This window comes from Flagellimonas sp. 389 (assembly GCF_018449435.1).
GTDB lineage: Bacteria > Bacteroidota > Bacteroidia > Flavobacteriales > Flavobacteriaceae > Flagellimonas.
Window position 1 is genome coordinate 17,348 of the sequence record NZ_JAHCMU010000008.1, and the last position, 23,784, is coordinate 41,131.

A 23,784-nucleotide genomic window follows, 5' to 3' on the forward strand; every position below is an offset into this window, starting at 1 on the left:
GCTCACTTTATCCTACGATATTCACAATCTTCCCGGGAACTACGATTACCTTTTTGGGGGTACGTCCTTGGAGTTGCGCTTGGGTTTTCTCGTGACCCATGACAGCAGCTTCAATCTCATCTTTTGCCATATCCAAAGGAAGTTGCATCGTAAATCGCATTTTTCCATTAAATGATATAGGGTATTCTTTGCTACTTTCCACTAAGTACTTTTCTTCAAATTTTGGAAAGGGCGCTTCTGCGATAGATTCGGTATATCCCAATTTTTCCCAGAGTTCCTCAGCTATGTAAGGCGCATAAGGTGAAACCAGAATGGCCAAAGGTTCCAAGATAGCTTTGCTGGTACATTTTTGGGAAGTGAGCTCATTAACGCAGATCATAAACGTGGAAACCGAGGTATTGAACGAAAAATTCTTAATGTCCTCTTCTACCTTTTTAATAGTCTTGTGCAGCGATTTTAGAGCCTCCCCTTGCCCCTCCAAAGGAGGGGAATCTGTTACATAGAATTCCCCGTTAGGGCCCGTGTGGTATAAACGCCATAACTTTTTAAGGAAGGAATGTACTCCCGTGATACCAGCGGTGTTCCAAGGTTTAGATTGCTCCAAAGGTCCCAAGAACATTTCATACAAACGTAGACTGTCCGCTCCATATTCCTCACAAATGGCATCGGGGTTGACGACATTGTATTTGGATTTGGACATTTTTTCGATTTCGCGCTCTAAACCGAAGTTTCCATTCCCTTCAGATTCGAATACTATATTCTGCATTTCAGGAATAGAATTCTGATAGGCCTTAATATCTAACTCATCTGAAGCGTTTACAAAAGTTACGTCTACATGTAATCTAGAAAACTTAACAGAAATATCGTGTGTCCAAGCCTTATCTGCATTCGCATATTTTTCAAGTAGTTTTTCCAAGAAAGCATTTTCACCTGCATTTTTAGACTTATCTCTTACGTTTTGATCAAAAAGATTTTTGGATAAATAAACGACCGGCATATTATCAACTATTTTCAAAATATTCTCCAGACTGGTCTTATATCCAGGTTTCACTTGAAACCGCAATCTATAAACAAAAGCACTCGTTCCAGTAATCATGCCCTGATTGATCAATTTTTTGGCAAATTCCTCTTTTGGGGCTATTCCCTTATCAAACAAAAACTTCTGCCAAAATCGGGAATAGAGCAAATGTCCGGTTGCATGCTCGCTTCCACCAATATAAAGGTCTACGTCTTCCCAATACTCGATAGCTTCTTTGGAATAAATGGCATTATCATTATGTGGATCCATGTACCGATTAAAGTATTGGGAACTTCCAGCCCAACCGGGCATGGTGTTTAATTCAAGAGGAAAGATAGTATTGTTGTCTATTTTCTCATTACTCACTACTTTATTCTCAATACTATTCCAAGCCCAATGTGTAGCATTTCCCAGAGGTGGCTCGCCTGTTTCCGTAGGCAGGTACTTTTCAACTTCGGGCAATTCCAACGGCAAATGCTCATCGGCAATCATCTGTGGCATTCCATCTACATAATACACTGGAAAAGGTTCGCCCCAATACCGTTGGCGGCTAAAAACCGCATCCCGAAGACGGTAGTTCACTTTTCCCTCTCCTTGTCCTAGTTTTTCAAGCTCTTCAATCGCTTTTTTTACCGCTTTCTTATAATCAAGCCCATTTAAAAAGTCTGAATTCGCGATAACTGTGGTTGCCTTGTCGGCAAAAGCTTCTTCAGAAATATCTACTCCCTCAAAAATATTGGGAATTGCAATATCGTAATGTTTTGCAAAATCATAATCGCGCTGATCTCCACAAGGAACTGCCATCACAGCCCCTGTCCCATAGCTGGCCAATACGTAATCCCCAATCCAAATAGGAACTGGTTCCTTGGTAAACGGATGCTCGGCATAAGCCCCGGTAAAAACTCCCGAAATGGTTTTTACATCTGCCATCCGATCACGTTCAGAACGTTTGGCCGTAGCCTCCACATAGGCATCGACCGCCTCTTTTTGTTCTTGTGCAGTAATTTTAGATACCAATTCATGTTCGGGAGCCAGAGTCATAAAGCTTACACCGAAAATAGTATCGGGACGGGTGGTGAAGACTTCTATTTGGTCCCCACCCCAACCCTCCCCAGAAGGGAGGGAGTTCAGCACCTCTTTAATTTTTGAAACAACGCCATCAATATCATGCAACACCTCATCATTTGTAAAGCGAATAACCTTGAATCCTTTTTTCTGTTTCAATTCCAAGGTTCGTTGTGCATCTGCATCGAGTTGGTATTCATGAATCTTACCGTCGACCTCAACGATCAAACCTTTTTCCAGCGCTATGAAATCAACAATATAATTATGTACTGGGTGCTGTCGTCGAAACTTTACATTCAATTTTTTACCCCGCAACGCCTCCCAAAGTTTAGCTTCGGCAGGTGTGGGCCTTTTACGCATTTCTTTTGCACGTTCAAGCAAGATTCCTATGATTGCGGAATTCCCGGTGAGCCTAATATTGGCTCCCCTTCCAATGGAGGGGGCTGGGGGGAGGACATTAAAAGTGACCGAAGCCCCTTCTGAGCGACCGATCCAGTTGGTTTGGGAATCCTTAAGTGGCTGGGGCCAATCAATGGTATCCAAACCATCCAACAATCGCTGGGCATATGCGGTTATACGCATACTCCATTGCGTCATTTTTTTTCTGATGACCGGATGCCCGCCTCGTTCAGAAACTCCATTTACGATTTCATCATTGGCCAAAACGGTGCCCAATGCAGGGCACCAATTTACTTCGGTATCCGCCAAATAGGTCAATCTATATTTTAGAAGGACCTCTTGTTTGGTCCTATCTGAAAAACTGTTCCAATCTTCTGCGTTAAAAATAGGCGTATCATCATCGAAGGCCGCATTTACCGCTTCATTTCCATCCTTTTCAAAAAGAGCGACCAGACCTGAAATTTCTTCGGCTTTGTCACTTGTTTTATTGTACCATGAATTGAACAATTGAATAAAAATCCATTGCGTCCACTTATAATAGCTAGGGTTGGATGTGCGCACTTCACGACTCCAATCGAACGAAAAACCAAGTTGGTCCAACTGTTCACGATAGCGCTTAATATTAGCTTCCGTAGTAATTGCCGGATGTTGCCCTGTTTGAATGGCATATTGTTCTGCGGGCAAACCAAAAGAATCATAGCCCATAGGGTGCAAAACATTAAATCCCTTATGCCTCTTATATCGTGCGTAGATATCAGTGGCAATATACCCCAATGGATGTCCAACGTGCAGTCCCGCACCAGAAGGATAAGGAAACATGGAAAGTGCATAATACTTTGGCTTTTCAGAATTATTTAAAGCCTTAAAAGTTTCGTTTTCCGCCCAGTATTTTTGCCACTTAGCCTCAATTTCACGAAAATTATAGTTCATGGTAATTTCATCTTTTTCGAGTTGCAAAAATAGCTTTAATCCCCTAATTACGATTTACTTTTCTATTTTTACGTATTGATTTTCCTTTATGAGCCAATATATTGAACGATATCAACGAAGAAAACTAATATCCTCTTATTTTTCAGTGGTCTTGAGCATTGCTTTGGTACTTTTTTTACTCGGTGCCCTAGGGCTTCTTGTTTTGAACACCAAAAAGATGGCAGATCATTTTAAGGAGCAGATAACCATTTCTGTCTTTTTAAAGGATAATGCAAAGCCCGTGGAAATTGAACAATTGCAAAAAAGCTTGGCACTTGCGGAACATACCAAATCTGCCGATTATGTTTCTAAAGAAGATGCCGCTGAACAGTATAGCGAAGATATCGGGGAAAATTTCACCGATTTCCTTGGATACAATCCGCTTAAAAACTCCGTGGACGTTAATTTAAAGGCCGACTTTGTAACTCCCGAACAGATTGAGGCAATCGCAGATGATATCGCCTCCAAAACCTACGTGGACGAAGTTAGTTACGATAAGCCCTTAATTTCATTGCTCAATGATAATGTTCGAAAAATAAGTCTTTGGATTCTTGTTGCCAGTGCCATTTTCACATTGATCGCTGTGCTTTTGATCAACAGTTCCATACGCTTGTCCATATACTCCAAACGCTTTATCATCAAGACAATGCAAATGGTCGGTGCGACTAAAATATTCATACGCAGGCCTTTTATATGGACGAATATTAAATTGGGGATGCTAGGTGCGACCTTAGCGCTTATTGCCTTGGGGGTTGTCCTCTATTATGTAAATTCCAATTTTCCAGAACTTAATCTTTTTCAGGATTTGGTAGTATTGCTAGCGTTGTTTGTAGGTGTCTTTGCCCTCGGAGTCGTTATCTCTTGGGCCAGTACGCATATTGCCACACAACGTTTTTTGAATCTAAGGACTGACGATCTTTATTATTAACTTTACACCATGAGTAAGAAAAATAAGAATGTCCAAAAGCCAACATCCCAATTCATTTTTCAAAAGAAAAACTACATCTTTCTTTTTATTGGGCTGGCCTTTATTGCATTGGGTTTTATTCTAATGACAGGAGGTGGTAGTGATGACCCAAATGTTTTTAATCCAGATATTTATAATTTTAGAAGAATACGTTTGGCTCCAACGTTGGTTCTCATTGGGCTTGGTATTCAAGTATATGCGATTTTGTTGAACCCTAACAAAAACAAAGAATAATTTGGACATTATCGATGCTATTATCCTTGGGATTATTCAAGGTCTGACCGAGTTTTTACCAGTTTCCTCCAGCGGACACTTAGAATTGGGAAAGGCCATCTTGGGGAATGACTCGTTACCAGAGGAAAGCCTTTTGTTCACTGTAGTATTACATTTTGCCACTGCACTGAGTACCATTGTTGTTTTCCGAAAAGATGTATGGGATATTATAAAGGGGTTGTTCCAATTTTCATGGAACGAACAGACACAATTCTCTTTAAAGATTATTGTTTCGATGATTCCAGCTGCTCTGGTGGGCTTTTTTCTTGAGGATTTCATGGAAGTATTCTTTGATGGAGCAATTATCATAGTTGGTATTATGTTACTGATAACAGCAGTTTTGTTGTATTTAGCTGATTTAGCGAAAACTACAGAAAAAGGGGTTTCTTTCAGAAGTGCTTTTGTGATAGGATTGGCACAGGCTGTGGCGATGCTACCTGGAATTTCAAGAAGTGGAGCCACAATTTCCACTGCAGTGCTATTGGGGATTGATAAAACAAAATCCGCTCGTTTTTCTTTCTTAATGGTCGTTCCCTTGATAATCGGCAAAGTAGCCAAGGATATTTTAAGTGGCGACATCAACTTTGAAGGTGGGGAAACCGCTGCCATGGGAGCAGGATTTATTGCCGCTTTTATTGCAGGACTTGCAGCATGTACCTGGATGATTAAATTGGTACGCCAAAGCAAGCTTACTTATTTTGCCATATACTGTCTAATTGTTGGTCTTATTGCCATTGCTTGGAGTATTTGGGGGTAGGCTATCTTACAAACTCCTGGATAAACTAAACTCGGAAACAGTTTGAAAACCAAAGAAGACTTTTTAAACGGCCAAATACTACTGATAGACAAACCCTTGGAATGGAGTTCTTTTCAGGCGGTCAACGCATTAAAATGGGCTATCCGAAAAAAATTTGGGCTTAAAAAAATAAAAATTGGCCATGCAGGCACTTTAGATCCCTTGGCTACAGGCTTGCTCATTATTTGTACGGGCAAATTCACAAAAAAAATTCCTGAGCTTCAAGGACAGATAAAAGAATACACGGGCGCTTTTACATTAGGTGCTACCACACCGTCTTTTGATATGGAAACAGAGATAAATAAAACTTTTCCGACAGAACACCTTTCTGAAGAACTTATTCGTAAAGCAACAGTAAAATTTATTGGAGAAATAGAACAGGTTCCCCCTGTATTCTCGGCACTAAAGAAGGATGGTAAACGTCTCTATGAGTTTGCAAGAGAGGGAATAGAAGTCGAAATCAAATCACGAAAAATAACAATCTCCGAATTTGAAATCACGGAAATAAGCCTACCAAAAGTTTATTTTCGGGTAGTTTGCAGCAAAGGAACCTACATTCGTTCCTTAGCTCATGATTTTGGAAAATCTTTAGAATCAGGGGCATATTTATCATCCCTCAGAAGAACCAAAATAGGGGATTTCAACGTACTTAATGCTGTAATACCAGCTGTTTTCAAGGAAAATCTTGAGGCTAAAAGTTAAATAGGGTAAGAAAAACAACTTAGGTATACTTATTGGAATAAAATAATTTCAGAAAAAAGCGGTTATAATATCACCATGAACCTAAACAGAAACCAGTTATCATTTTTAATAACTTTTTTCTCTATGTCCCTTATTGTGTTGTTGCTTTACAACATACACTTAGGTGGAGTCAAAGAGGAAGAGTATGTGATTGAAATGAGTTTGGCAGATGAGGATATTGAGGAACTGTTAAGGGAGGAAGAAGAAAGAATGGAGGAGTTGGCCAACAACGACCCCATTAAAAGTCATATGGCCTTTAACGAAACTGCAAAACCTTCTGTGGGCAATCCAGAGCCTTTAAAGACCTTGGAAGAGATTTTAGAAGAGCGCGCCCTAACCAATGATCAAAGCGAGTTTTCAGGTTCGGACAGTGAGTACGCCGAGCATTTAAAGGAATTAGCTAAAAAACGGGAAGAGAAAAAACAAAAATTAGGGGAACGTGAAGCCCAAAAAGAGGAATTCACCAATAATTTGAAGGATAAACGCACCTCTATCTCCTATTCTTTACTGGACCGAAATGCTTATTCCCTGCCACCACCTATCTATACTTGTATTGAAGGTGGAAAAGTAGTCATCAACATTAAAGTAGATGCATCTGGTTATGTCATCGAAGCAGATTTTAATGACCAAAGCTCAGGGACCAGTAACGGGTGCTTGGTGGATAATGCAATCGCTTACGCATTAAAAGCTAGATTTAGCCCAGATTCCAAAAATTCACAGATTGGAACTATCACCTATTTATTCCAAAGGAAGTAATGCTATCAAATCGTTTAATATAGTTTGCCCTTTATCTTTATTGTACCAAACCTGAAGGTCTTGCTTGAACTCCGGTGTAAGTTTTCCATGTTCTTCTTTATAGGCTTCGACCATCTTCGTTGCAATACCTGATCTTGGACCCCATTCCCCAAAAACTTCTTCTTTTTCTTGATCCCATATAATGAGTTTAGGTATGGACTGGGAGCCATTGGTCAAGAATTCGTTCATGAGCTCCAAATTCTCATCCCTTAGTACGACTTTGAGTTCAATATTGGTGTTTTTTTCAGCAACTTTATTAATGACCGGCAAAGCAGGAGATGCATCTCCACACCAGCTTTCGCTAATGACCAAAAAAGTAAGTTTATTGGTAAGGTTTGCTATTTTGGCCTCAATTTCCAAAGGCATTTTCAATGTTTTATCCCAACGATTCATTCTGCGGTCGTTGAGTTGCGTGTAGTTAATCAGCGATTCTGATTGATTTTCGCCAGTAGTTCTTTCATTTTGTGCCAAATCATGGACTAAGTCCCGGTAAGTTTTATAATCCATACCATTGGCAATATTTCTTTGAATCAAATCTTTTTTATCGCTCTTCATATTTTTTTCAACTACAACCATTGTATACTTTTTTTCAAAATTAACTGTCAAATACTATTTAAATTCTGATTTTTATCATTGGTTGTATTACATGCCAATACCTTACAGTACCAAAAAATGAAAACACGCTATCTTAATGCTAATCGTTGAGTATTCTTTTTTTGACCATTCCGCCTTTAGTATCATTTATACTGTTCATAACAACAAAAGCATTGGGATCTATACGGTTGAGCTCAATATTTAATTTTCTTATCTCTAATCGTGTTATTACCGTATAAATTACATCATATTGATTGTGCTCCCCTTTTTTACCGTAACCACCGCTTGCCTTATAAATAGTTAGTCCCCGACCCAACTTTTCGGTCACCATTACCCTGATTTCTTCACTTTTAGGAGAAATTATGGTAACCCCAGTGTACTCTTCGATTCCTTCGAGCACAAAATCCAACGTTTTTGAAGCTGCCAAATAGGTGAGCATGGAGTATAGAGCCGCTTCAATGGAAAGCAAATAAGCCGCTGCAAGGAAAATTACAATGTTTATCAAAATAATGACATCCCCAATCTTAGCTCCCATCTTTTTGCTTAAAAAAATGGCCAACACCTCTGTTCCGTCCAAAACACTGCCTCCCCGTATAGAAAGTCCTATTCCTGCTCCTAAAAAAAAACCGCCAAAGACAGCTACCAACAATTTGTCTTGAGTGACTTCGGGGAATTGAATGAATACCAAAACCATGGCCAATCCCAAAATTGCCAAAATCGCTTTTATGGTAAACTGTCTTCCCAATACTCTGTAACCTAAAACTAGAAAAGGAATGTTGACCAAAATGATGAGCGCCCACAACGGCAAATTGGTGACTTCTGTAACCAATAAAGAAATCCCTGTAGCACCACCATCTATAAATCGATTCGGCAATAAAAAGCTTTCCAATCCAAACGCAGCCGAAAAAATCCCTGTGATGATAAAAAAAGTATCCTTTATGTGTGAATTTATTTTCATTATTGCGTATTTGTTTAAATTCCAGGATACCTTAGTCTACTATTTACATCAACTATAAAGTTTCTGGGTTAATCGCCAAACTCTTAAAGAGCTTTGCCTTTGTATAAAAAAACTTGTTCTGTACCTCGTTTTGTTTCAACGCGGCATCTATGAGCTTACTTTCCCTTGAATTGATCAGGAACAAAGAACTTTCCCCAAAACTGAATTTACGTTCTTCCGCACTTAACAGCGTTCCATAATCCCTCACAATATTGGCAATCAATTGGTTTTGGGTGGTGTAGGAATCCAACTCTTGATAAATGGCCACAACCTTGTTTTGAATTTCGACCAATGCATTGTCGCGTTCAAATCGCGCATCACGTAGCTTAAATTTTGCCAACTTTAAGTCGCCGCGTTCCTTTCGCAGAAACAAGGGCAATCGAAACGTTATCCCTCCCTTATATTCACCAACATCGAAAGAATTGATACGATCTGGTGTTTCTGTTAAGAAATTATACTCTACATCCAAAACGGGCAATAGTTTATTGGCTTTTAACCGTCTATCCACATCCAAGCCATCAATCTTAAATTCCAAAGACCTTAACTTTGGATGATTCTCCAAAGTAAAGCTGTCCAAGGGTTTACCCATGATTTCTAGGGTTGCATCAATCTCACTGACAACATTCTCATCGGGGATTACCTCGGGCTCCAATTCTACCGGCACATCATTGATCCACAAAAAATTAGATAGCTCCAAGGATTTTTTCATCAACCTTACCTTGGCCTGTTCCAAGCCCAATGCCCGGTTCTGGACAGCAATTTTGGCTTCAACGGTATCAATTATCGCTATGTCGCCAGCTAGGGCGCTCTGTTTCACCCCTTGAAATCTGACCTCTGCATTCTCCAGAAAATCATCAAAAATCATTGCATCTTTGTATGCCCTTAACCAATCAAAATAAGCCAAAGATGCCTTATATAAAACTTCGTTGACCAATAAGTCCTGATCTGCCTTGGATTGTTCCCTAAATAATTTAGCGCGTTTTAGGGTAGCCATTCGTTCATTGATCCAAAAACCTTCTGCCAAAGACATGGATACTCCAGCACTATAGAGTCCATCATCTGGAACTGATTCATCCGAACTGATAAATTCTCCTTGATTTTGCTCAAAATTACCCTTTAGTTCAATACCGAACCATGTAGGAACCTTGAACGTGGTATTGAGCCTGTCCCAATATTCAATATCCTTAAAATCCTTGCGTTCATAATCCACCTCTATTTTTGGATCAAAGCCACCTCTTGCTTTCATTAGGTTGGCCTGACCTATTGGTATGGTCAACTGTGCCTGTTTTGCAACAGGATGGAACTTTTTTACATAACCCAGATATTCCTTAAAATTAAGCACGATGGAGTCTTGCTGTGCTTGAATACAAAGAATCGACAGAAAAAAGAGAATCCCAAACAGGGTATGCTTCTTATTTCTTTTTAGCATCGGCCATGGTATTTTGAGGTTGATAATAATTTGGGGGGAAGCCATTTAACTGTCTCCAGAGTTCGAACCATATGGGCACATCTTCTAAAAGCGCCATGGTATTTGCACCAGAACCAACACGTAAATCTTTTGGCCATTCCTGATCATCAACATCTGGGGCCAACAAAATCCTGTATTTACCATTGTCACTAATAAAAGTTTCTATAGCTACAACTACTCCACCGTAAGTCCCGTATGATACATTGGGCCAACCACTAAAGACTATTGCCGGCCAACCATCAAATTGTATACGTACTTTTTCACCTAGATGCAACAGAGGCAAATCTATAGGATCCACAAATGTTTCCACGGCCATCTCATAATTGGCCGGCATAATCCCGACCAATCTGTCTCCTTCTTTAAAAGTCTCACCAATACCGGACTGTATTGCCCTATTAATAAAACCACTCTGAGGTGCTCTAATATGGAGCATATCATTACGCATTTCGTAATTGGTACGTGAGTTTTCCAACTTCGTAACCTGGGCCTCAGAGTCAAATTGATTGGACTGCGCGGTAAACATATCACTTTGGGCCTTGGAGATTTTATCGGTATATTCTGCATTTACCCTACTGATCTCAACTTGTGCATTGATAACTTCGTTCTTACTTGCCAATAATTTATTTTCCTGAGAAATCAACTTAGCTTGTGTTTCCTGAAGCTTTAAACGCTTTTCTTCAACATCGGTTATCGCTTTTAAACCTTCTTTCTCCAATTGAACTACACGATCGTATTGTCGTTCTGCAATAGAAATATTGGTTTTTGCAGCTTCAAGGTCAATACTGTCGCTCTTTACCTTTAATTTGGACTGAAGCAGTTTGTTCCTTGATTGTTCCAATTTCAATCCTCTTTCGTTGGACAAAGCACCTATCTGCATATTTAACGCCTTCACTTTTTCCTCATATGAAGTCACGGCCATGGATTTGGCTTTAATCTGCTGCCCAGTTCGCTCTATAAGATTTGGATCAAAATATTCGCTTTTCACTTCAGAAATAAAAAGTATTGTATCTCCTTTTTTCACATAATCACCTTCTCTTACATACCACTTTTCTATCCTACCTGGAATGGGTGACTGTATGGTTTGAGGACGTTGGTCAGGTGTCAATGTCGTCAAAAACCCTTTGCCAGAGATATTCTGGGTCCACGGCAAGAACAGTATAATAAAAGCAATGATGAAAAAAGATGCCAAAAACCTATTAAACTGTTTGTAGTGGGTTCTATAAAAGACTTTTTTAACAGCCTTGTAATTACTTAAGTCAATTTTTTCGTTCAACTTGTTGGGTGAGATATTTAGCATAGCTTATTATCTTTCGTTAATCAATTTTCCATTTTCCATAGTAATAATGCGCCCACAGCGTGTTACCCACTTAGGATTCTTACTTACAATTACCAATGCCCATCCATTGGAACTATCTGTTAAAAAGTCCATTATCTCGGTTGATTCATCATCTCCAAACTGATCTAAGGGATCCTTTAGGATGAGTAGCTTAGGTTTTGTCACAATGCTGCGTGCCAGCACAATCTTCTTTGAAACCGTATAGGGAATCTGTTTTCCTTCAGGATATAGAACTGTGTTCAACCCTTGAGGTTGATCTTTTACAAATTGCGTTAACCCTGTTTTCTCCAATGCCCAATACACATCTTCTTGTGGAATAGCTTTATTCCCAAATGTAATGTTGTTGAGAATTGTACCTTCAAATGGGGATTCTTCGCTCAAGGATTTTCCAAGATGGGAACGATAATAATTAAGGTTCACACCCTGTAGTGCTACATCATTTACAAATATCTTTCCTTCATCCGGTTCTAAAATACCAGCCATCAACCTTAATAGGGTAGACTTTCCAGAGCCGCTTGGCCCCTGTAACAAAACTGTACAGGTAGGAGTTATCGTCAAAGAAACGTTATCAATAATCTTCTTGTCCCTATCTGGGACGTTATATCCTATACCATCCAATTCAATTGTGAAGCCTTGTTTTTCGGTAAACGGTTTTTCTCCTCCTTGAGGCTCAAGCTCTTTATCCACTACTTGCCCCAGCTTTTCCAAAGAAGTCAGCAAATCGTAAAAAGTCTCTAAACCCAATATCATTTTTTCAACAGAACTTATAACCAATAGAATAATAATCTCGGCAGCAACAAATTGTCCAATATTCATTTCTTGGTTCAAGACCAACAATCCCCCAATCAATAAAAGTCCCGCGGTCACTAAAACCTTAAAACCTATCATCTGAATAAACTGAAGCACCAAGATTTTAAAGTGGCTCTCGCGTGCATCCAAATAGTTAGCTACCAGGGTATCATTCTTATCAATGGCATGGGATGTCCCTCCAGACAACTTAAAACTGATGATAGACCTTGCCACCTCTTGAATCCAATGGGCCACTTTATATTTATTCTTGGATTCATCTAAACTGGTCTCAAGACCTCGTTGCGCCGTAAATTTAAAAACCACATAAATGAGCAACAGCAACAGCAAACCGTAAATAATAAAGAAGGGATGATAGAAGGACAGTAATAATAATCCAAATATTATCTGTAGCAGTGCTGCAGGAAAATCTATCAAAATTTTGGATAGTCCCTTTTGCACTGTAAGTGTATCGAAAAAACGGTTGGCCAATTCTGGCGGATAATAGTTTCGAAGTTCGCTCATTTTGATTTTTGGAAACCTGTATGCAAATTCAAATGAGGCACGAGTAAATATTTTTTGCTGAACATTTTCAATGATACGTATCTGCATTAATTGAAGAATACCTACAAAAGCAACTCCCAAAGTCACCAAGATGACCAAAATCACCCACGATGTGCTTACTTGCGCTCCTTGAATGAGATTAATTATTGCTTGTATGCCCAAAGGCAATGAAAGATTTACCAAGCCGGCAAAAACGGCGTAATAAAAAACTTGTAGTACATCCTTCTTATCCAATTTTAGCATGTTGATCAAACGCTGCCAAGCCGTAAGAATAGTTTTAGGCATTATTTTTTGGTTTTAAGGTCCTAAAGACCAAGTCTGTAAAGTATTGTGTTGGAGTAGTTGTTTGGTTACAGTCGGTCAACATAGGAAAATGTTCCTTGAGAAAATATTGGTGAAGACATCCTTCCAGTATTGTACTGGCCAAACTAGATGGATAAGGATAATCATTGTCCATAGCTACAATCATTTCGTATAGACGGTTTACCAACCTTTTGTATATGATAAAATAGCCTTCTTTATTCTCTTGGTCAACTTCTTTTGTAAGATAAGATTTTGAATATTCATTAATCACTATCTTACTTAATAAAATTTCGTTAATATGTGAAAACGATATATCTTCCTCAACGGTCTGGGTTAAAATTTCTATTGCAGCACGTAGTTTTTCCTTTTTGTCTGCAATACCATTTGTAGCAAAAACCATTTTATATTCCAACCACCCCCAATACCAAGAGGTCAAATAAAGTAGCAGCTTGTGTTTATTCTCGAAATAACGGTAGATAGAGCTTTCGTTTGATTTGATACGCTCTCCAAGCTTTCTAAAAGTGAAACTTTCAAAGCCCATCTCATCTATCATTAAAATGCTTTGCTCAATTATTCTTTTGCCTAGATTAGAAGATTCGGGGTCTTTTACATAAATCTTATTATTTATGTCTATCCGTATTGATTGCATTAATCTTTCCATGTATACAAAACATTAAATTTTGAAAGCAAATATAACAGTAATACTATTGAATTATAATAGTTTAACTACTTATTAACAGTAGCAATACTTTTTAAAAGTAGATATTCACTATATTTAATACGTTCTATCTTAAAAGCAAAAGCTATGAAAACACAACTACTCTTTATTATCTGTACTATTTTTTTAAGTTTTCAACTGATGGCACAAGACCGATCCCATCATATTTCTTTTAAACACTTTACAGAAAGTAGAGGGGACTTGGAAAAAGGATTGCTTTTGGAAATACCTTATTCTGATGTAGTGGTGATGAACAACTCACTGAGTTCATCGTCTGGTTTTGGTTTTACTATGAACTTTCACGGAAATGTTGTTGTCATTGACCAGATGAATGTTATGCCAGATGGGAGTACCCAGGTAGTAATGCGCAGGGAAGATGGAAAAGATTTTTATGGCTATACACCTACACTAAAAGCCGTATTGGTAAAAAATAATATGAAAAATATAAATCAACCTTAAATCTATGTAAACATGAAGAAGCCTATCCTATTTTTAATTGCCTTAGTACTATCAGCGTACAGTTTAATGGCACAACAGCAAGAGGACTATTCCGACTTGGTAAAGGTTGGGGATGAACTCCTTATTGATACACCTTCAGCTTCATCCTATCAACACATTAATGTCCCCAGAAAAAACTTTATCATTAAGCGTGGTGGTGTGCCAGATATGAAAACCTTAAAAAGTTCCGTGGTGACCGTCACCAAAATATCCAATGATGAAAACCCTATAATCACCTTTAAAAAAGCGAACGGGAAAAAGTTTTTTAGGGTCTACAAAACATTGACCGCAGACCTGAATTCGGCTGTTGCAAGCGGTGAAATTCAAATACGGGAAAGAGGAAACAAGAAATCAATGACCAAGTAGCGCTATATTAAAACTTGGATATGGCTTAAATGCGTAAGGAGCTGTTCCGTTCCTTTTACGTATTCGCTGATTATTTCTTTATCGTATGGTTTTACTGCATATTGTCTGCTACTCCCCTGAACAAGCTACAGCAATAGTTGATTTTTTGCTCGAAGAGAAGTTGGTTCTCCATGCCATTGTGTCAAATAAATTAGTATACAAACAATTAAACGACAATAAAAAAGAGAGTTTTGAGCAAATACTGGTTATGGGCACAACAAAAGCTTTGTTATTCACTAAAATAAACCAAAGGATTCAAAAAAAGTTTACTGAACACCCACCACTTATCTACGCTATGCCCATCATTTATATGGATGAACTCCAAGGTGACACCCTAAGGGTACGTACTGAAAAAGTTTAAACGATAAAAGTCCCTATCCGTAGTTTAAAAAAGCATATTATTTTGTAAACATAAAAACAATTAATGTTTTTCATAATTAATATAAATAAAATTATATAATAACATATTCGCATTTTTGCCAAAAACAATTTAACAAATGAATAGAATTACCATCGCAAAAGGTGACGGAATTGGCCCAGAAATAATGGAAGCCACGTTACAAATTCTGAAAGCAGCAGGTGCACAATTAGAAATGGATGAGATAGAAGTAGGTGAAAATGCATATCTAAAGGGAAACACTTCTGGGATATCCAAAGAATCTTGGGACATCATAAGAAAGAACAAGGTCTTTCTAAAAGCTCCGATAACCACTCCACAAGGCGGAGGTTATAAAAGTTTGAACGTAACCACCAGAAAATCTCTTGGACTTTATTCCAATGTAAGACCATGCCGTAGTATACATCCATTTGTAAAGACTAAACACCCAGAAATGGATGTCGTAATTATTAGGGAAAATGAAGAAGACCTTTATGCTGGAATAGAGCATCAGCAAACCGATGAAGTCGTTCAATGCCTTAAATTGATTAGTAGACCGGGCTGTGAAAAAATAGTGCGCTACGCTTTTGAATATGCCAAAAAATATAACAGAAAAAAAGTTACCTGCTTTACCAAGGACAACATCATGAAACAAACCGATGGACTTTTTCATCAAGTGTTTGATGAAATTGCCGCGGATTACCCAGAAATAATCAACGAACATTGGATTATAGACATAGGTGCTGCGAAATTGGCGGATACACCAGAAATATTCGATGTAATCGTAATGCCTAACCTATATGGAGATGTACTATCTGATGTAGCTGCACAGATTACAGGCTCAGTTGGACTTGCAGGATCTGCCAATATTGGAGAAAGTTGTGCCATGTTCGAAGCTATCCATGGTTCGGCACCACGTAGAGCAGGACAAAACTTGGCCAATCCATCTGGACTGTTGCGAGGTGCCATTATGATGCTGAATCACTTAGGACAAAACGATATTGCGGAAAAGGTTGAAAACGCATGGTTGAAAACAATGGAAGATGGCACGCATACCTACGATATTTTTGACGAGAAAACCAGTAAAGAAAAAGTCGGCACCAAAGAATTTGCCGCTGCGGTAATTGCCAATTTAGGTGAGAAACCTAAAACCTTGAAAAGTGTTTCTTACGAACAAACAGGCCCACTTAATCTGCCCAGTACTGTTAGAAAAGAACCTGTTTCAAAAGAATTGAAAGGAGTTGATATTTTCGCTCACTGGTCGGGGACAAACCCTGATGAAATTGCAGCACAGCTTCAAAAAATGGAAAATGACAAATTAAAGCTACAAGTCATTACAAATAGAGGGGTGAAAGTCTGGCCAAACGGATTCGAGGAAACATTCTGTACGGACCACTGGAGATGTCGTTTTGCCATAACCGGCGAAGGTTCTATCAAAAACTCAGAAGTTGTTGAGCTGTTAAGTAGGGCAATCACACATGATATTGATGTTATAAAAACAGAAAATCTTTACTTTTTTAATGGAAAGCAAGCTTTTTCAATGGCTCAAGGGCAGTAAAAGTAAATTATTGCAGAAAAAGAGCATTTCTAACGAAGATGAATGCCGAACGTATAATGTGCGTTTGGTAGAGGGTGAATTTGACCCTGCTGAATCTGCCGAAGTGCTCCTTTCCCTGCTCAACTATAAAATCAAGTTTCATACGGTCCAACTGTTAAACCTAAAAGAAACCCAAAACAGTGACCCGGAGAAATCGCAAAAAAGAATAGAAGACCTTAAAGCTGCAAAACAGAAAGTTACAGAACTTGTAGTACAAGCAAGAAACAAAGGTCAAACACTGGAAATACGGAGCATTCTTAATATCAAGATAAAATAGCACCCTTATATTTTCTATTTAATATTGATTAAACCACTCGAAGTTGGTATCAATAACTTCTTGTTTTTGATTTTTTAGATAATCCAATAATGCCAAGGCAACCGGTGATAGCTTTTTATTCTTTAACCAAACTAAGTTCCACATTGTAGTGATGGGGAGGTTTTTTAACGGTATTATTTTTATTTCACCATTGCTCAATTCATTTTTAAGCCCAATTAAAGGCATAATAGAGCAACCCAGACCAGCTATGACTGCTTGCTTTACAGCTTCATTAGAGGTCAACTCTATTTTCTTGGCTATGGTTATGCTCTTTTCGAGCAAATAATTTTCCATTGCTGCACGGGTAGCCGAGCCTTTTTCCCTTAAAATTAAAGGTGTGTCTTTTGAGAATGCGCTCTTACTTAATTTGACTTTTTCAAAATATTTTGGATTTCCCACGAGATACAGCACGTTTCGCATCAAGCTTATCTTTTCCAAATTCAAATGATCGGGTAAAACACTCACCAAAGCAAAATCGACTAGGTTCTCTTCCAAACTTTCCACAACTTGTGTTTTGTTCGTAACATCCATGCTCAAGTCAACCCCCGAGTTGTCGCGCATAAATCCAGAAAGAAAATAAGGCATGACATACTTTCCCGTAGAGACTACCGATATTTTTAGTTTCCCCGCCAACTCACCTTTAAATGTGAGCAATTTGTAGTTTATGCTATCCACCTCATTAAGAATCCGTTTGGCCGCCAATGCTATTTCTTTTCCAAAATCCGTAACAAAAAGCTGTCTTCCAACCACTTCGGTCAAAGGAATTGGAAACTGGTTCTGAAAATTCTTTAATTGGATGGAAACTGCAGGCTGTGTTAGATGAAGTTCTTCAGAGGCCTTTGTAATACTTTGTTTATCAGCTATTTTAGAAAATATTCGAAGTTGGTGCAATGTATAATTCATAAAATTGTTTTATGCAAATTATAATAAATATAAATAAAAATATATGATAAATATCATTGAACTTCGCACCAAAATAAAATATGTTCGGTAAATCAACATCTCTAGTTCAAAAAATTGAGGCTAAAAGAACCAAACTTAGCGAAGAGGAAAAATATTATCCTATATACTACGCTTTAATGGGGTTTCTTTTTGGCGGAATTTTAATCCTTTCCGCCTTAAACGACTTTCTTTTCTTTGGCTGGTTAAGTATTTCAATGTCTATCATATTCGGCTTATTGTCAATCAATATGATTGGAAAAAGACAAACAAAAAAATATTAAAACTTTAAAAATTTTCAAAATGGAAACTACAATCGAAACAAAGCAAAAAATACAATTGGTAGATGGCAGTTTTACCCCATCAGAGGCATGCGATGTAATTACTGCCCTAATAGACGAAAAAATAAACTTTCACAAGCTTCAGCGTATATCGTGGTGCGAAGGAGACAGAGATGCCAATACCAAGTATCCAGATGAGAGAATCCTAGAATTGGAAAAAGAGAAAGTAATCGCAAAGGAATTCATCAATAGTTTGAGAAACGAGGGAAAAAGACTTCGAATTGATGGTATTCTCAAAATATCCCTGGAAGAATAAAAAAGTTAATGGATTTACACCTTCTAATTGATAACCTAACCAATCCTGCCTTATTATTTTTCTTTCTTGGCATAGTTGCAGTTCAACTAAAAAGTGATTTAGAAATTCCTCAAAACTCATCAAAATTTATATCGTTATACCTACTATTTGCAATAGGCTTTAAGGGAGGACTTGAACTTTCCCATAGCGACTTTAGTATGGAAATTATATGGTCGTTGCTATTTGGTATCTTTTTGGCCATCTCGGTACCTGTATTCGCTTATTTTATACTCAGAAGAAAATTTAGTGTTGAAAACTCCGGTGCAATCGCAGCGGCATATGGTTCTGTGAGTGCAGTGACCTTTGTAACCGCAATTTCGTTTTTGGAAATTGAAAACATTGAGTTTGGTGGGCATATGGTTGCAGTTATGGCTCTCATGGAAGCGCCTTCCATAATCATTGGAGTATTATTAATGGCCTTCTTTAAAAAAGGTAACAAGAAAGGTAGTAACTTTAAAAAGGTATTGCACCATTCCGTTACCAACGGTAGCGTTATATTAATTCTGGGAAGTTTGGCCATTGGTTTTTTGGCGAATGAGCATCAGGCGGAAGGAATTAAACCTTTTACCACAGATATCTTTAAAGGTTTCCTAGCAGTTTTCCTATTGGATATGGGAATCACCAGTGGGAAGAAATTGAACGATTTCATTAAGAAAGGCTGGTTTGCTTTGGTATTCTCTATTGGTTTGCCCGTGATTAATGGTTGTTTGGTTGCTTGGTTCAGTCAGTTTATCACAGAAAGTGTCGGTAACCGTTTTCTATTTGCCATTTTAGCTGCCAGTGCGTCTTATATTGCAGTACCCGCCGCCATGCGCATAGCGGCACCAAAAGCAAATCCAAGTCTTTATGTCCCTATGGCTTTGGCTTTTACATTTCCTTTCAACATTACATTGGGAATGCCCCTCTATTTGTTCATTATCCAAAGTTTTCAATCTTAAAACAATGATGAATGAAGAAGAAAGAACGTCCTGCTATTTTTCCCGATACCGGTTTTAATGAAACATCTTCCAAATCTTACCATAAAAACTACAAGGTTAAACTTGGTGAACTTTTTAAGATTGGAAATCCCGTAAACAAATCGTACTTGTACATACATGATTCCGTCAACGGTGAAACTTCAGAAATAGCTTCTAGAATACCTGTTCACAAAATAATGAGCCAACTGGTGGTCATCATTGGAATATTGGAACTCTCCAATAAAAAAGAGAAGGTAATCCTAGAACGAAAAGATAAGAATGACTTCTTTAGAGGGCAGAGTAGACTATACGCAGCCATTGACGATGCCATTATTTCCAAAGAGCTTATCCCACTATAGTTTAGTGCTGAAAGAAAAGCATATTTTCCCTTACCTTTAGGTTAAAATTTAACCATGAACAAACATCGCTGTGGTTGGTGCGAAGGCGATTCGCTTTACGAAGAGTATCATGATAGGGAATGGGGGGTGCCCGTGAAAGATGACGACACCTTGTTCGAGTTTCTTATTTTGGAAACTTTTCAGGCAGGATTAAGCTGGATTACCGTCTTGAAGAAACGTGATAATTTTAGAAAGGCATTCGATAATTTTGATTACAAAAAAATAGCAAATTACAATCAGGAGAAAATCGATGAACTTCTTGATGATGCTGGTATCATAAGGAATAAATTAAAAGTAAATGCTACGGTTTCCAATGCCAGGGCATTTATGGAAGTGCAAAAAGAATTTGGGAGCTTTAGCGAATATATTTGGGGTTTTGTGAACGGAAAACCTCTCAAAAATAAGGTAGTGTATTACAAAGATGCGCCTGCTACCACACCGCTTTCGGATTCAATCAGCAAAGATTTAAAAAAACGCGGCTTTAAGTTTGTAGGAAGCACGGTTATGTATGCCCATATGCAAGCTACGGGAATGGTAAACGATCATGAGGTAAGCTGTTTTAGATATGATGAAGTATAGGCTATGTCTTGGATTAATGCTGCTGACATTCACATGTTGGGGGCAAAATAAATATGAGAAGGAATATCGCATAGCACAATCAGAATTCCCTACCAATGCCTACGAGCTCATTGCCGAACAATTGGCATCATCAAAAAGGATACGTTTTTATAAGGAAACCGATAGCCTTAAAAACAGTTTTGAGGCCAAATTCAAGAAAGGAAAATTGCATTACAGTGTGGAATTCGATGAACAGGGCATATTGGAGGATATTGAAATTATCATCAAGGAGAAAGATATACCAGAGGAGAGTTGGGATAACATTAATGAGTATCTCCAGAACAAATTTAGCAAAGTCCGTATCGTAAAAATACAACAGCAATATCCTGTTAATGGCACCTCCAAAAAAGAACTCATTCACCACGCCTTCCAAAATCTAATTCTACCCTATATCAACTATGAACTGGTCTTTGCGGCAAAAGTTGAAAAGGGCTTTCAAACCTATGAGGCATTATTTAATGCCAAGGGTGAATTTATAAAGCTTAGAAAATCATTATCATCCTCCTATGACCATGTTCTCTACTAGGTGGTTGTTACCTAGCTGTTTTCTTTGGACATCTTTTTTAGCATCCCAAGAAAACCTGACCGGGTATTTGCAACCACAAGCTGCTATAAATTATAGTTTGTCCAAAACGTATTCCCACAACCTTTCAATGGCAAAACGAAGTTTCTTTATTGAAGAAGGAGATTTTGGGGCTAGGATAAGGCACGTGGACTTAGTTCATTTTTCAAATTTAAAACTGGCGGATAACAAGAGTATAGCATTGGGGGTTCAATATCGATTTAGAAATAATTTTGAAGATAATCCTAACGAACTTCGCCTTACCCAACAGTACAACTTTACAAAACGACCGTTCGTAATACGATTTGGTCATAGGTTTAGAGCTGAACAGCGTATCACGGAACCGTTGACGACACATAGGTTTAGGTATCGCTTTGCCGTTGATTTTCCTTTAAAGGGAGAAAAGTTGAATGTTGGCGAACCTTATTTTGTTGGGGGATTTGAAAACTTATTGAGTGTGGCCAAAGGAAATTCTTCTGAATACGATACTAGAATTAGCGGTCAAGTGGGATGGCAACTGCCAGGCGGATTAAAGGTACAGGGAGGCATTGAATACCGAATGGAAGATTATACTTCTGGCCTACCTCAAAATGTAGTCTTCTTATTGACCAACATCCAATTATCCCTTTAAAATCCTAATAAAGGCATCTCGTGGTATCAGTTCGGCCCCAAGGCTTTCAAGGTGGTCAGTATGCATCTGACAATCTATGAACCTATAGTTTTCTTCTTCCAGTGTAGCAGCTAGCTGTATAAATGCAAATTTAGAGGCATTTGCTACACTACTGAACATACTTTCACCGCAAAATACATGACCTAGATCAATACCATACAGTCCGCCAACCAATTTATCGTCTTGCCAAACCTCGATAGATTTGGCAAAACCCAGCTCAAAAAGTGCTCTGTAAGCAGCCTTCATATTATTGGTAATCCATGTTCCATCCTGTCCCTTACGCTGAATCTTGGCACATTTTTCCAGCACCTCATCAAAACATGTATTATGGGTTAATGTAAAATCTCCATTTCGAATAATCTTTCGCATACTTTTTGAAATCTTGATTCTCTTTGGAAACAAAACCATCCGCGGATCTGGACTCCACCACATGATCAATGCGTCTTCATTGAACCAAGGGAAAATGCCGTTTTTATACGCTAAAAGTAAACGTTCTGGGGACAAATCACCCCCTACAGCCAAAAGGCCATCTTCATTTGCAGTTTCAACTGGGGGGAATTCCAACCTATCCCCTAAGAAGGAGAGGGGAAGGTTTTTCCTATCTTTTTCCAATTTGCAGTTTTTATTAAAAATACGAAAAAAGAGACTAAAAAATAAGAAGTCCTCCTATATACACTAGACTTCCAATCAACATAAAAATTAAAGTATAGGGTAAAATTTCTTTGGCTTTTAATTTGGTAATGCCCAAAAGTGGCAAAGCCCAAAAAGGCTGCAGCATGTTCGTAATTTGATCACCATAGGCCAGTGCCATTATAGCTTTGGACAGCGGCACATTCATTTTTAATGCAGACTCAAGAACCAACGGCCCTTGAATGGCCCATTGCCCTCCACCGCTGGGAACAAAAATATTGACCAATCCTGCGCTAAAAAAAGTAAATATGGGCATCGTTGTTTCCGTGCTCACAGACACAAAAAAATCTGAAATACCCGTAATCATACAACTACTTCCCATAATGCCCATGATACCAAAATACAGCGGAAACTGTATCAATATCCCAGCAGTATCGCCAATTGCTTCTTCAACGGCACTCAAAAAACTTTTGAAGTTGCCATGCAATACAATCGCCAGACCAAGCATAAAGAAATTAAGTAAGTTAGGAGTAATGTTCAAGCTTTGTAACGCTGGTAAATATTGAATCAGGAAAGCTCCCAAAATCAAAGCTCCAAAACTTATGGCAGTTACCCTTGAATAATCCAATCTTTCAGCTCCTTTTAGATTACTTTTTGCAATGGAAGTAAATCTATATTCTTTTAGATCGACCTTAGTAGGTGTTGTTCTTTTACCCAAATAGTAAACTAAAACACTTATAGCAAGCACAACAATTACGAACAGAATAAGATTCCAATAGCTAAAAATAGTAAGCGAGGTAGAAATTGTTTCAGGCAACTGTGCCAGTATTGTGCCATCGGAGATAGTTTTCATCAAGCTATCCAGATGACCCGATTCAGAAACTTTTATTGGAGCGGAACCGCTTATTCCTCCATGCCAAACCATCATCCCAACATAGCCAGAGGCACCTACCAAAGGGTAATTGATGAGAATGTTGTTCGCTTGGGCATATTCGCCAACCTTACGGGCTAAAATAGCACCAAAAATGAGTCCGAGCCCCCAATTAAAAAATGAAACCAACATCGTGGGCAAAGCGACCAAAACAGCGGCATTGGATGTATTGCTTACGAGTTTGGTGATTTTCAAAATCAACCGTTCCATAGGTTTGCTCAACACCAACACGTGCCCCAATACCAAAATGAGCATCATTTGATAGGCAAACACCAACAAACTAGTATTCCACACCCCACTTTCCCAATACGATAAAATTTGGACAAAGTGATTCTTATCCGAAATATTTTCAGTAAAAACCAGTGCCAAAATAACGGTTAGGAACGTAAGAAGTACCGCAATTGTAAATGGAGAAGGTAAAAACCTTCTAAAAACCAGTGCTATACTTTTGGTAAGACCCAAA

Annotated in this window: 27 protein-coding genes; 17 read left to right on the top strand and 10 right to left on the bottom strand. The window is 38.4% G+C overall.

Going from position 1 to position 23,784, the window contains the following annotated elements; all coding sequences use genetic code 11:
• Positions 1-7: 7 nt before the first annotated feature.
• On the bottom strand, positions 8-3,412 hold the full coding sequence (locus KIM67_RS08265) for a DUF559 domain-containing protein (RefSeq protein WP_213830871.1): 3,405 nt from the start codon (positions 3,410-3,412) through the stop codon (positions 8-10).
• Positions 3,413-3,500: 88 nt separating this feature from the next.
• Here KIM67_RS08265 and KIM67_RS08270 point away from each other — a divergent pair, with 88 nt between their 5' ends.
• From KIM67_RS08270 to KIM67_RS08290, 5 genes are all read left to right on the top strand, one after another.
• Positions 3,501-4,379 (top strand): ABC transporter permease, encoded by an 879-nt coding sequence (locus tag KIM67_RS08270; protein ID WP_213830872.1) that lies wholly within the window; start codon positions 3,501-3,503, stop codon positions 4,377-4,379.
• Between the two features lie 9 nt (positions 4,380-4,388).
• Complete coding sequence (locus KIM67_RS08275; RefSeq protein WP_213830873.1) at positions 4,389-4,652, top strand: DUF3098 domain-containing protein; 264 nt, start codon at positions 4,389-4,391, stop codon at positions 4,650-4,652.
• A gap of 1 nt (position 4,653) precedes the next feature.
• Entirely contained in the window at positions 4,654-5,448 is a 795-nt protein-coding gene (locus KIM67_RS08280) for an undecaprenyl-diphosphate phosphatase (protein WP_163417562.1), read from the top strand.
• A gap of 42 nt (positions 5,449-5,490) precedes the next feature.
• Positions 5,491-6,189 (top strand): tRNA pseudouridine(55) synthase TruB, encoded by a 699-nt coding sequence (gene truB, locus KIM67_RS08285; RefSeq protein ID WP_213830874.1) that lies wholly within the window; start codon positions 5,491-5,493, stop codon positions 6,187-6,189.
• A 75-nt stretch (positions 6,190-6,264) separates the two neighbouring features.
• On the top strand, positions 6,265-6,984 hold the full coding sequence (locus KIM67_RS08290; RefSeq protein WP_213830875.1) for a hypothetical protein: 720 nt from the start codon (positions 6,265-6,267) through the stop codon (positions 6,982-6,984).
• Here the strand turns inward: KIM67_RS08290 and KIM67_RS08295 are convergent.
• The 6 genes from KIM67_RS08295 to KIM67_RS08320 form a co-directional block, all read right to left on the bottom strand.
• Complete coding sequence (locus KIM67_RS08295) at positions 6,967-7,599, bottom strand: thioredoxin family protein (protein ID WP_213830876.1); 633 nt, start codon at positions 7,597-7,599, stop codon at positions 6,967-6,969. The two genes, KIM67_RS08290 and KIM67_RS08295, sit on opposite strands and share 18 nt — an antisense overlap.
• Positions 7,600-7,717: 118 nt before the next feature.
• On the bottom strand, positions 7,718-8,575 hold the full coding sequence (locus tag KIM67_RS08300; RefSeq protein ID WP_213830877.1) for a YitT family protein: 858 nt from the start codon (positions 8,573-8,575) through the stop codon (positions 7,718-7,720).
• A gap of 52 nt (positions 8,576-8,627) precedes the next feature.
• On the bottom strand, positions 8,628-10,043 hold the full coding sequence (locus KIM67_RS08305; protein WP_213830878.1) for a TolC family protein: 1,416 nt from the start codon (positions 10,041-10,043) through the stop codon (positions 8,628-8,630).
• The gene (locus tag KIM67_RS08310; RefSeq protein ID WP_213830879.1) at positions 10,027-11,379 is read right to left on the bottom strand and encodes an HlyD family secretion protein; all 1,353 of its coding nucleotides are present in this window, start codon (positions 11,377-11,379) and stop codon (positions 10,027-10,029) included. Before KIM67_RS08310 ends, KIM67_RS08305 begins: the two co-directional genes overlap by 17 nt.
• A 6-nt stretch (positions 11,380-11,385) precedes the next feature.
• A complete protein-coding gene (locus tag KIM67_RS08315) occupies positions 11,386-13,053 on the bottom strand; it encodes a peptidase domain-containing ABC transporter (RefSeq protein WP_213830880.1) in 1,668 nt (555 codons plus the stop codon).
• Positions 13,046-13,732 carry a TetR/AcrR family transcriptional regulator gene (locus KIM67_RS08320; RefSeq protein ID WP_213830881.1) on the bottom strand — a complete coding sequence of 229 codons (687 nt, stop codon included), beginning with the start codon at positions 13,730-13,732 and terminating at the stop codon, positions 13,046-13,048. The genes KIM67_RS08315 and KIM67_RS08320 overlap by 8 nt, the downstream gene beginning before the upstream one ends.
• Before the next feature lie 144 nt (positions 13,733-13,876).
• Here KIM67_RS08320 and KIM67_RS08325 point away from each other — a divergent pair, with 144 nt between their 5' ends.
• From KIM67_RS08325 to KIM67_RS08345, 5 genes are all read left to right on the top strand, one after another.
• A complete protein-coding gene (locus tag KIM67_RS08325; RefSeq protein ID WP_213830882.1) occupies positions 13,877-14,248 on the top strand; it encodes a hypothetical protein in 372 nt (123 codons plus the stop codon).
• Between the two features lie 12 nt (positions 14,249-14,260).
• Positions 14,261-14,653 carry a hypothetical protein gene (locus KIM67_RS08330; RefSeq protein ID WP_213830883.1) on the top strand — a complete coding sequence of 131 codons (393 nt, stop codon included), beginning with the start codon at positions 14,261-14,263 and terminating at the stop codon, positions 14,651-14,653.
• An 85-nt stretch (positions 14,654-14,738) separates the two neighbouring features.
• The gene (locus KIM67_RS08335; protein ID WP_213830884.1) at positions 14,739-15,053 is read left to right on the top strand and encodes a hypothetical protein; all 315 of its coding nucleotides are present in this window, start codon (positions 14,739-14,741) and stop codon (positions 15,051-15,053) included.
• A gap of 136 nt (positions 15,054-15,189) precedes the next feature.
• Positions 15,190-16,626 (top strand): NADP-dependent isocitrate dehydrogenase, encoded by a 1,437-nt coding sequence (locus tag KIM67_RS08340; RefSeq protein ID WP_213830885.1) that lies wholly within the window; start codon positions 15,190-15,192, stop codon positions 16,624-16,626.
• A complete protein-coding gene (locus tag KIM67_RS08345) occupies positions 16,589-16,942 on the top strand; it encodes a hypothetical protein (RefSeq protein WP_213830886.1) in 354 nt (117 codons plus the stop codon). The genes KIM67_RS08340 and KIM67_RS08345 overlap by 38 nt, the downstream gene beginning before the upstream one ends.
• 18 nt (positions 16,943-16,960) lie before the next feature.
• On the opposite strand, the gene KIM67_RS08350 is transcribed toward KIM67_RS08345, so the two are convergent.
• Positions 16,961-17,884: a LysR family transcriptional regulator gene (locus KIM67_RS08350; RefSeq protein WP_213830887.1), complete on the bottom strand. Its 924-nt coding sequence runs from the start codon at positions 17,882-17,884 to the stop codon at positions 16,961-16,963.
• Between the two features lie 80 nt (positions 17,885-17,964).
• Between KIM67_RS08350 and KIM67_RS08355 the strand changes: the two genes are divergently transcribed.
• From KIM67_RS08355 to KIM67_RS08385, 7 genes are read left to right on the top strand one after another with little or no spacing between them, the layout of a single operon-like run.
• Positions 17,965-18,204 (top strand): hypothetical protein, encoded by a 240-nt coding sequence (locus KIM67_RS08355; protein WP_163417547.1) that lies wholly within the window; start codon positions 17,965-17,967, stop codon positions 18,202-18,204.
• A gap of 19 nt (positions 18,205-18,223) precedes the next feature.
• A complete protein-coding gene (locus KIM67_RS08360) occupies positions 18,224-18,517 on the top strand; it encodes a hypothetical protein (RefSeq protein ID WP_213830888.1) in 294 nt (97 codons plus the stop codon).
• 8 nt (positions 18,518-18,525) lie between these two features.
• A complete protein-coding gene (locus tag KIM67_RS08365) occupies positions 18,526-19,494 on the top strand; it encodes a sodium-dependent bicarbonate transport family permease (protein WP_213830889.1) in 969 nt (322 codons plus the stop codon).
• An 11-nt stretch (positions 19,495-19,505) separates the two neighbouring features.
• Positions 19,506-19,871: a hypothetical protein gene (locus tag KIM67_RS08370; protein WP_213830890.1), complete on the top strand. Its 366-nt coding sequence runs from the start codon at positions 19,506-19,508 to the stop codon at positions 19,869-19,871.
• Positions 19,872-19,925: 54 nt separating this feature from the next.
• A complete protein-coding gene (locus KIM67_RS08375) occupies positions 19,926-20,489 on the top strand; it encodes a DNA-3-methyladenine glycosylase I (protein ID WP_213830891.1) in 564 nt (187 codons plus the stop codon).
• Positions 20,476-21,054 carry a hypothetical protein gene (locus KIM67_RS08380; protein ID WP_213830892.1) on the top strand — a complete coding sequence of 193 codons (579 nt, stop codon included), beginning with the start codon at positions 20,476-20,478 and terminating at the stop codon, positions 21,052-21,054. Before KIM67_RS08375 ends, KIM67_RS08380 begins: the two co-directional genes overlap by 14 nt.
• Positions 21,041-21,721 carry a DUF2490 domain-containing protein gene (locus KIM67_RS08385; RefSeq protein ID WP_213830893.1) on the top strand — a complete coding sequence of 227 codons (681 nt, stop codon included), beginning with the start codon at positions 21,041-21,043 and terminating at the stop codon, positions 21,719-21,721. The genes KIM67_RS08380 and KIM67_RS08385 overlap by 14 nt, the downstream gene beginning before the upstream one ends.
• On the opposite strand, the gene aat is transcribed toward KIM67_RS08385, so the two are convergent.
• Together aat and KIM67_RS08395 are read right to left on the bottom strand one after the other, a co-directional pair.
• Positions 21,710-22,372, bottom strand: coding sequence for a leucyl/phenylalanyl-tRNA--protein transferase (gene aat, locus KIM67_RS08390; protein WP_213830894.1), 663 nt, complete (start codon positions 22,370-22,372; stop codon positions 21,710-21,712). The genes KIM67_RS08385 and aat overlap by 12 nt on opposite strands.
• Positions 22,373-22,406: 34 nt before the next feature.
• Positions 22,407-23,783, bottom strand: a complete 1,377-nt coding sequence (locus tag KIM67_RS08395) for a short-chain fatty acid transporter (RefSeq protein WP_213830895.1) — start codon at positions 23,781-23,783, stop codon at positions 22,407-22,409.
• Between the last annotated feature and the right edge of the window lies 1 nt (position 23,784).

Coding starts and splice junctions, on each gene's coding strand:
- KIM67_RS08265 (WP_213830871.1), bottom strand. CDS start 3,412: ATGAACTATAATTTTCGTGAAATTGAGGCTAAGTGGCAAAAATACTGG.
- KIM67_RS08270 (WP_213830872.1), top strand. CDS start 3,501: ATGAGCCAATATATTGAACGATATCAACGAAGAAAACTAATATCCTCT.
- KIM67_RS08320 (WP_213830881.1), bottom strand. CDS start 13,732: ATGGAAAGATTAATGCAATCAATACGGATAGACATAAATAATAAGATT.
- KIM67_RS08325 (WP_213830882.1), top strand. CDS start 13,877: ATGAAAACACAACTACTCTTTATTATCTGTACTATTTTTTTAAGTTTT.
- KIM67_RS08305 (WP_213830878.1), bottom strand. CDS start 10,043: ATGCTAAAAAGAAATAAGAAGCATACCCTGTTTGGGATTCTCTTTTTT.
- KIM67_RS08335 (WP_213830884.1), top strand. CDS start 14,739: ATGGTTTTACTGCATATTGTCTGCTACTCCCCTGAACAAGCTACAGCA.
- KIM67_RS08350 (WP_213830887.1), bottom strand. CDS start 17,884: ATGAATTATACATTGCACCAACTTCGAATATTTTCTAAAATAGCTGAT.
- KIM67_RS08330 (WP_213830883.1), top strand. CDS start 14,261: ATGAAGAAGCCTATCCTATTTTTAATTGCCTTAGTACTATCAGCGTAC.
- KIM67_RS08370 (WP_213830890.1), top strand. CDS start 19,506: ATGAAGAAGAAAGAACGTCCTGCTATTTTTCCCGATACCGGTTTTAAT.
- KIM67_RS08365 (WP_213830889.1), top strand. CDS start 18,526: ATGGATTTACACCTTCTAATTGATAACCTAACCAATCCTGCCTTATTA.
- KIM67_RS08380 (WP_213830892.1), top strand. CDS start 20,476: ATGATGAAGTATAGGCTATGTCTTGGATTAATGCTGCTGACATTCACA.
- KIM67_RS08360 (WP_213830888.1), top strand. CDS start 18,224: ATGGAAACTACAATCGAAACAAAGCAAAAAATACAATTGGTAGATGGC.
- KIM67_RS08315 (WP_213830880.1), bottom strand. CDS start 13,053: ATGCCTAAAACTATTCTTACGGCTTGGCAGCGTTTGATCAACATGCTA.
- KIM67_RS08310 (WP_213830879.1), bottom strand. CDS start 11,379: ATGCTAAATATCTCACCCAACAAGTTGAACGAAAAAATTGACTTAAGT.
- KIM67_RS08290 (WP_213830875.1), top strand. CDS start 6,265: ATGAACCTAAACAGAAACCAGTTATCATTTTTAATAACTTTTTTCTCT.
- KIM67_RS08295 (WP_213830876.1), bottom strand. CDS start 7,599: ATGGTTGTAGTTGAAAAAAATATGAAGAGCGATAAAAAAGATTTGATT.
- KIM67_RS08275 (WP_213830873.1), top strand. CDS start 4,389: ATGAGTAAGAAAAATAAGAATGTCCAAAAGCCAACATCCCAATTCATT.
- KIM67_RS08340 (WP_213830885.1), top strand. CDS start 15,190: ATGAATAGAATTACCATCGCAAAAGGTGACGGAATTGGCCCAGAAATA.
- KIM67_RS08375 (WP_213830891.1), top strand. CDS start 19,926: ATGAACAAACATCGCTGTGGTTGGTGCGAAGGCGATTCGCTTTACGAA.
- KIM67_RS08355 (WP_163417547.1), top strand. CDS start 17,965: ATGTTCGGTAAATCAACATCTCTAGTTCAAAAAATTGAGGCTAAAAGA.
- KIM67_RS08385 (WP_213830893.1), top strand. CDS start 21,041: ATGTTCTCTACTAGGTGGTTGTTACCTAGCTGTTTTCTTTGGACATCT.
- KIM67_RS08300 (WP_213830877.1), bottom strand. CDS start 8,575: ATGAAAATAAATTCACACATAAAGGATACTTTTTTTATCATCACAGGG.
- KIM67_RS08345 (WP_213830886.1), top strand. CDS start 16,589: ATGGAAAGCAAGCTTTTTCAATGGCTCAAGGGCAGTAAAAGTAAATTA.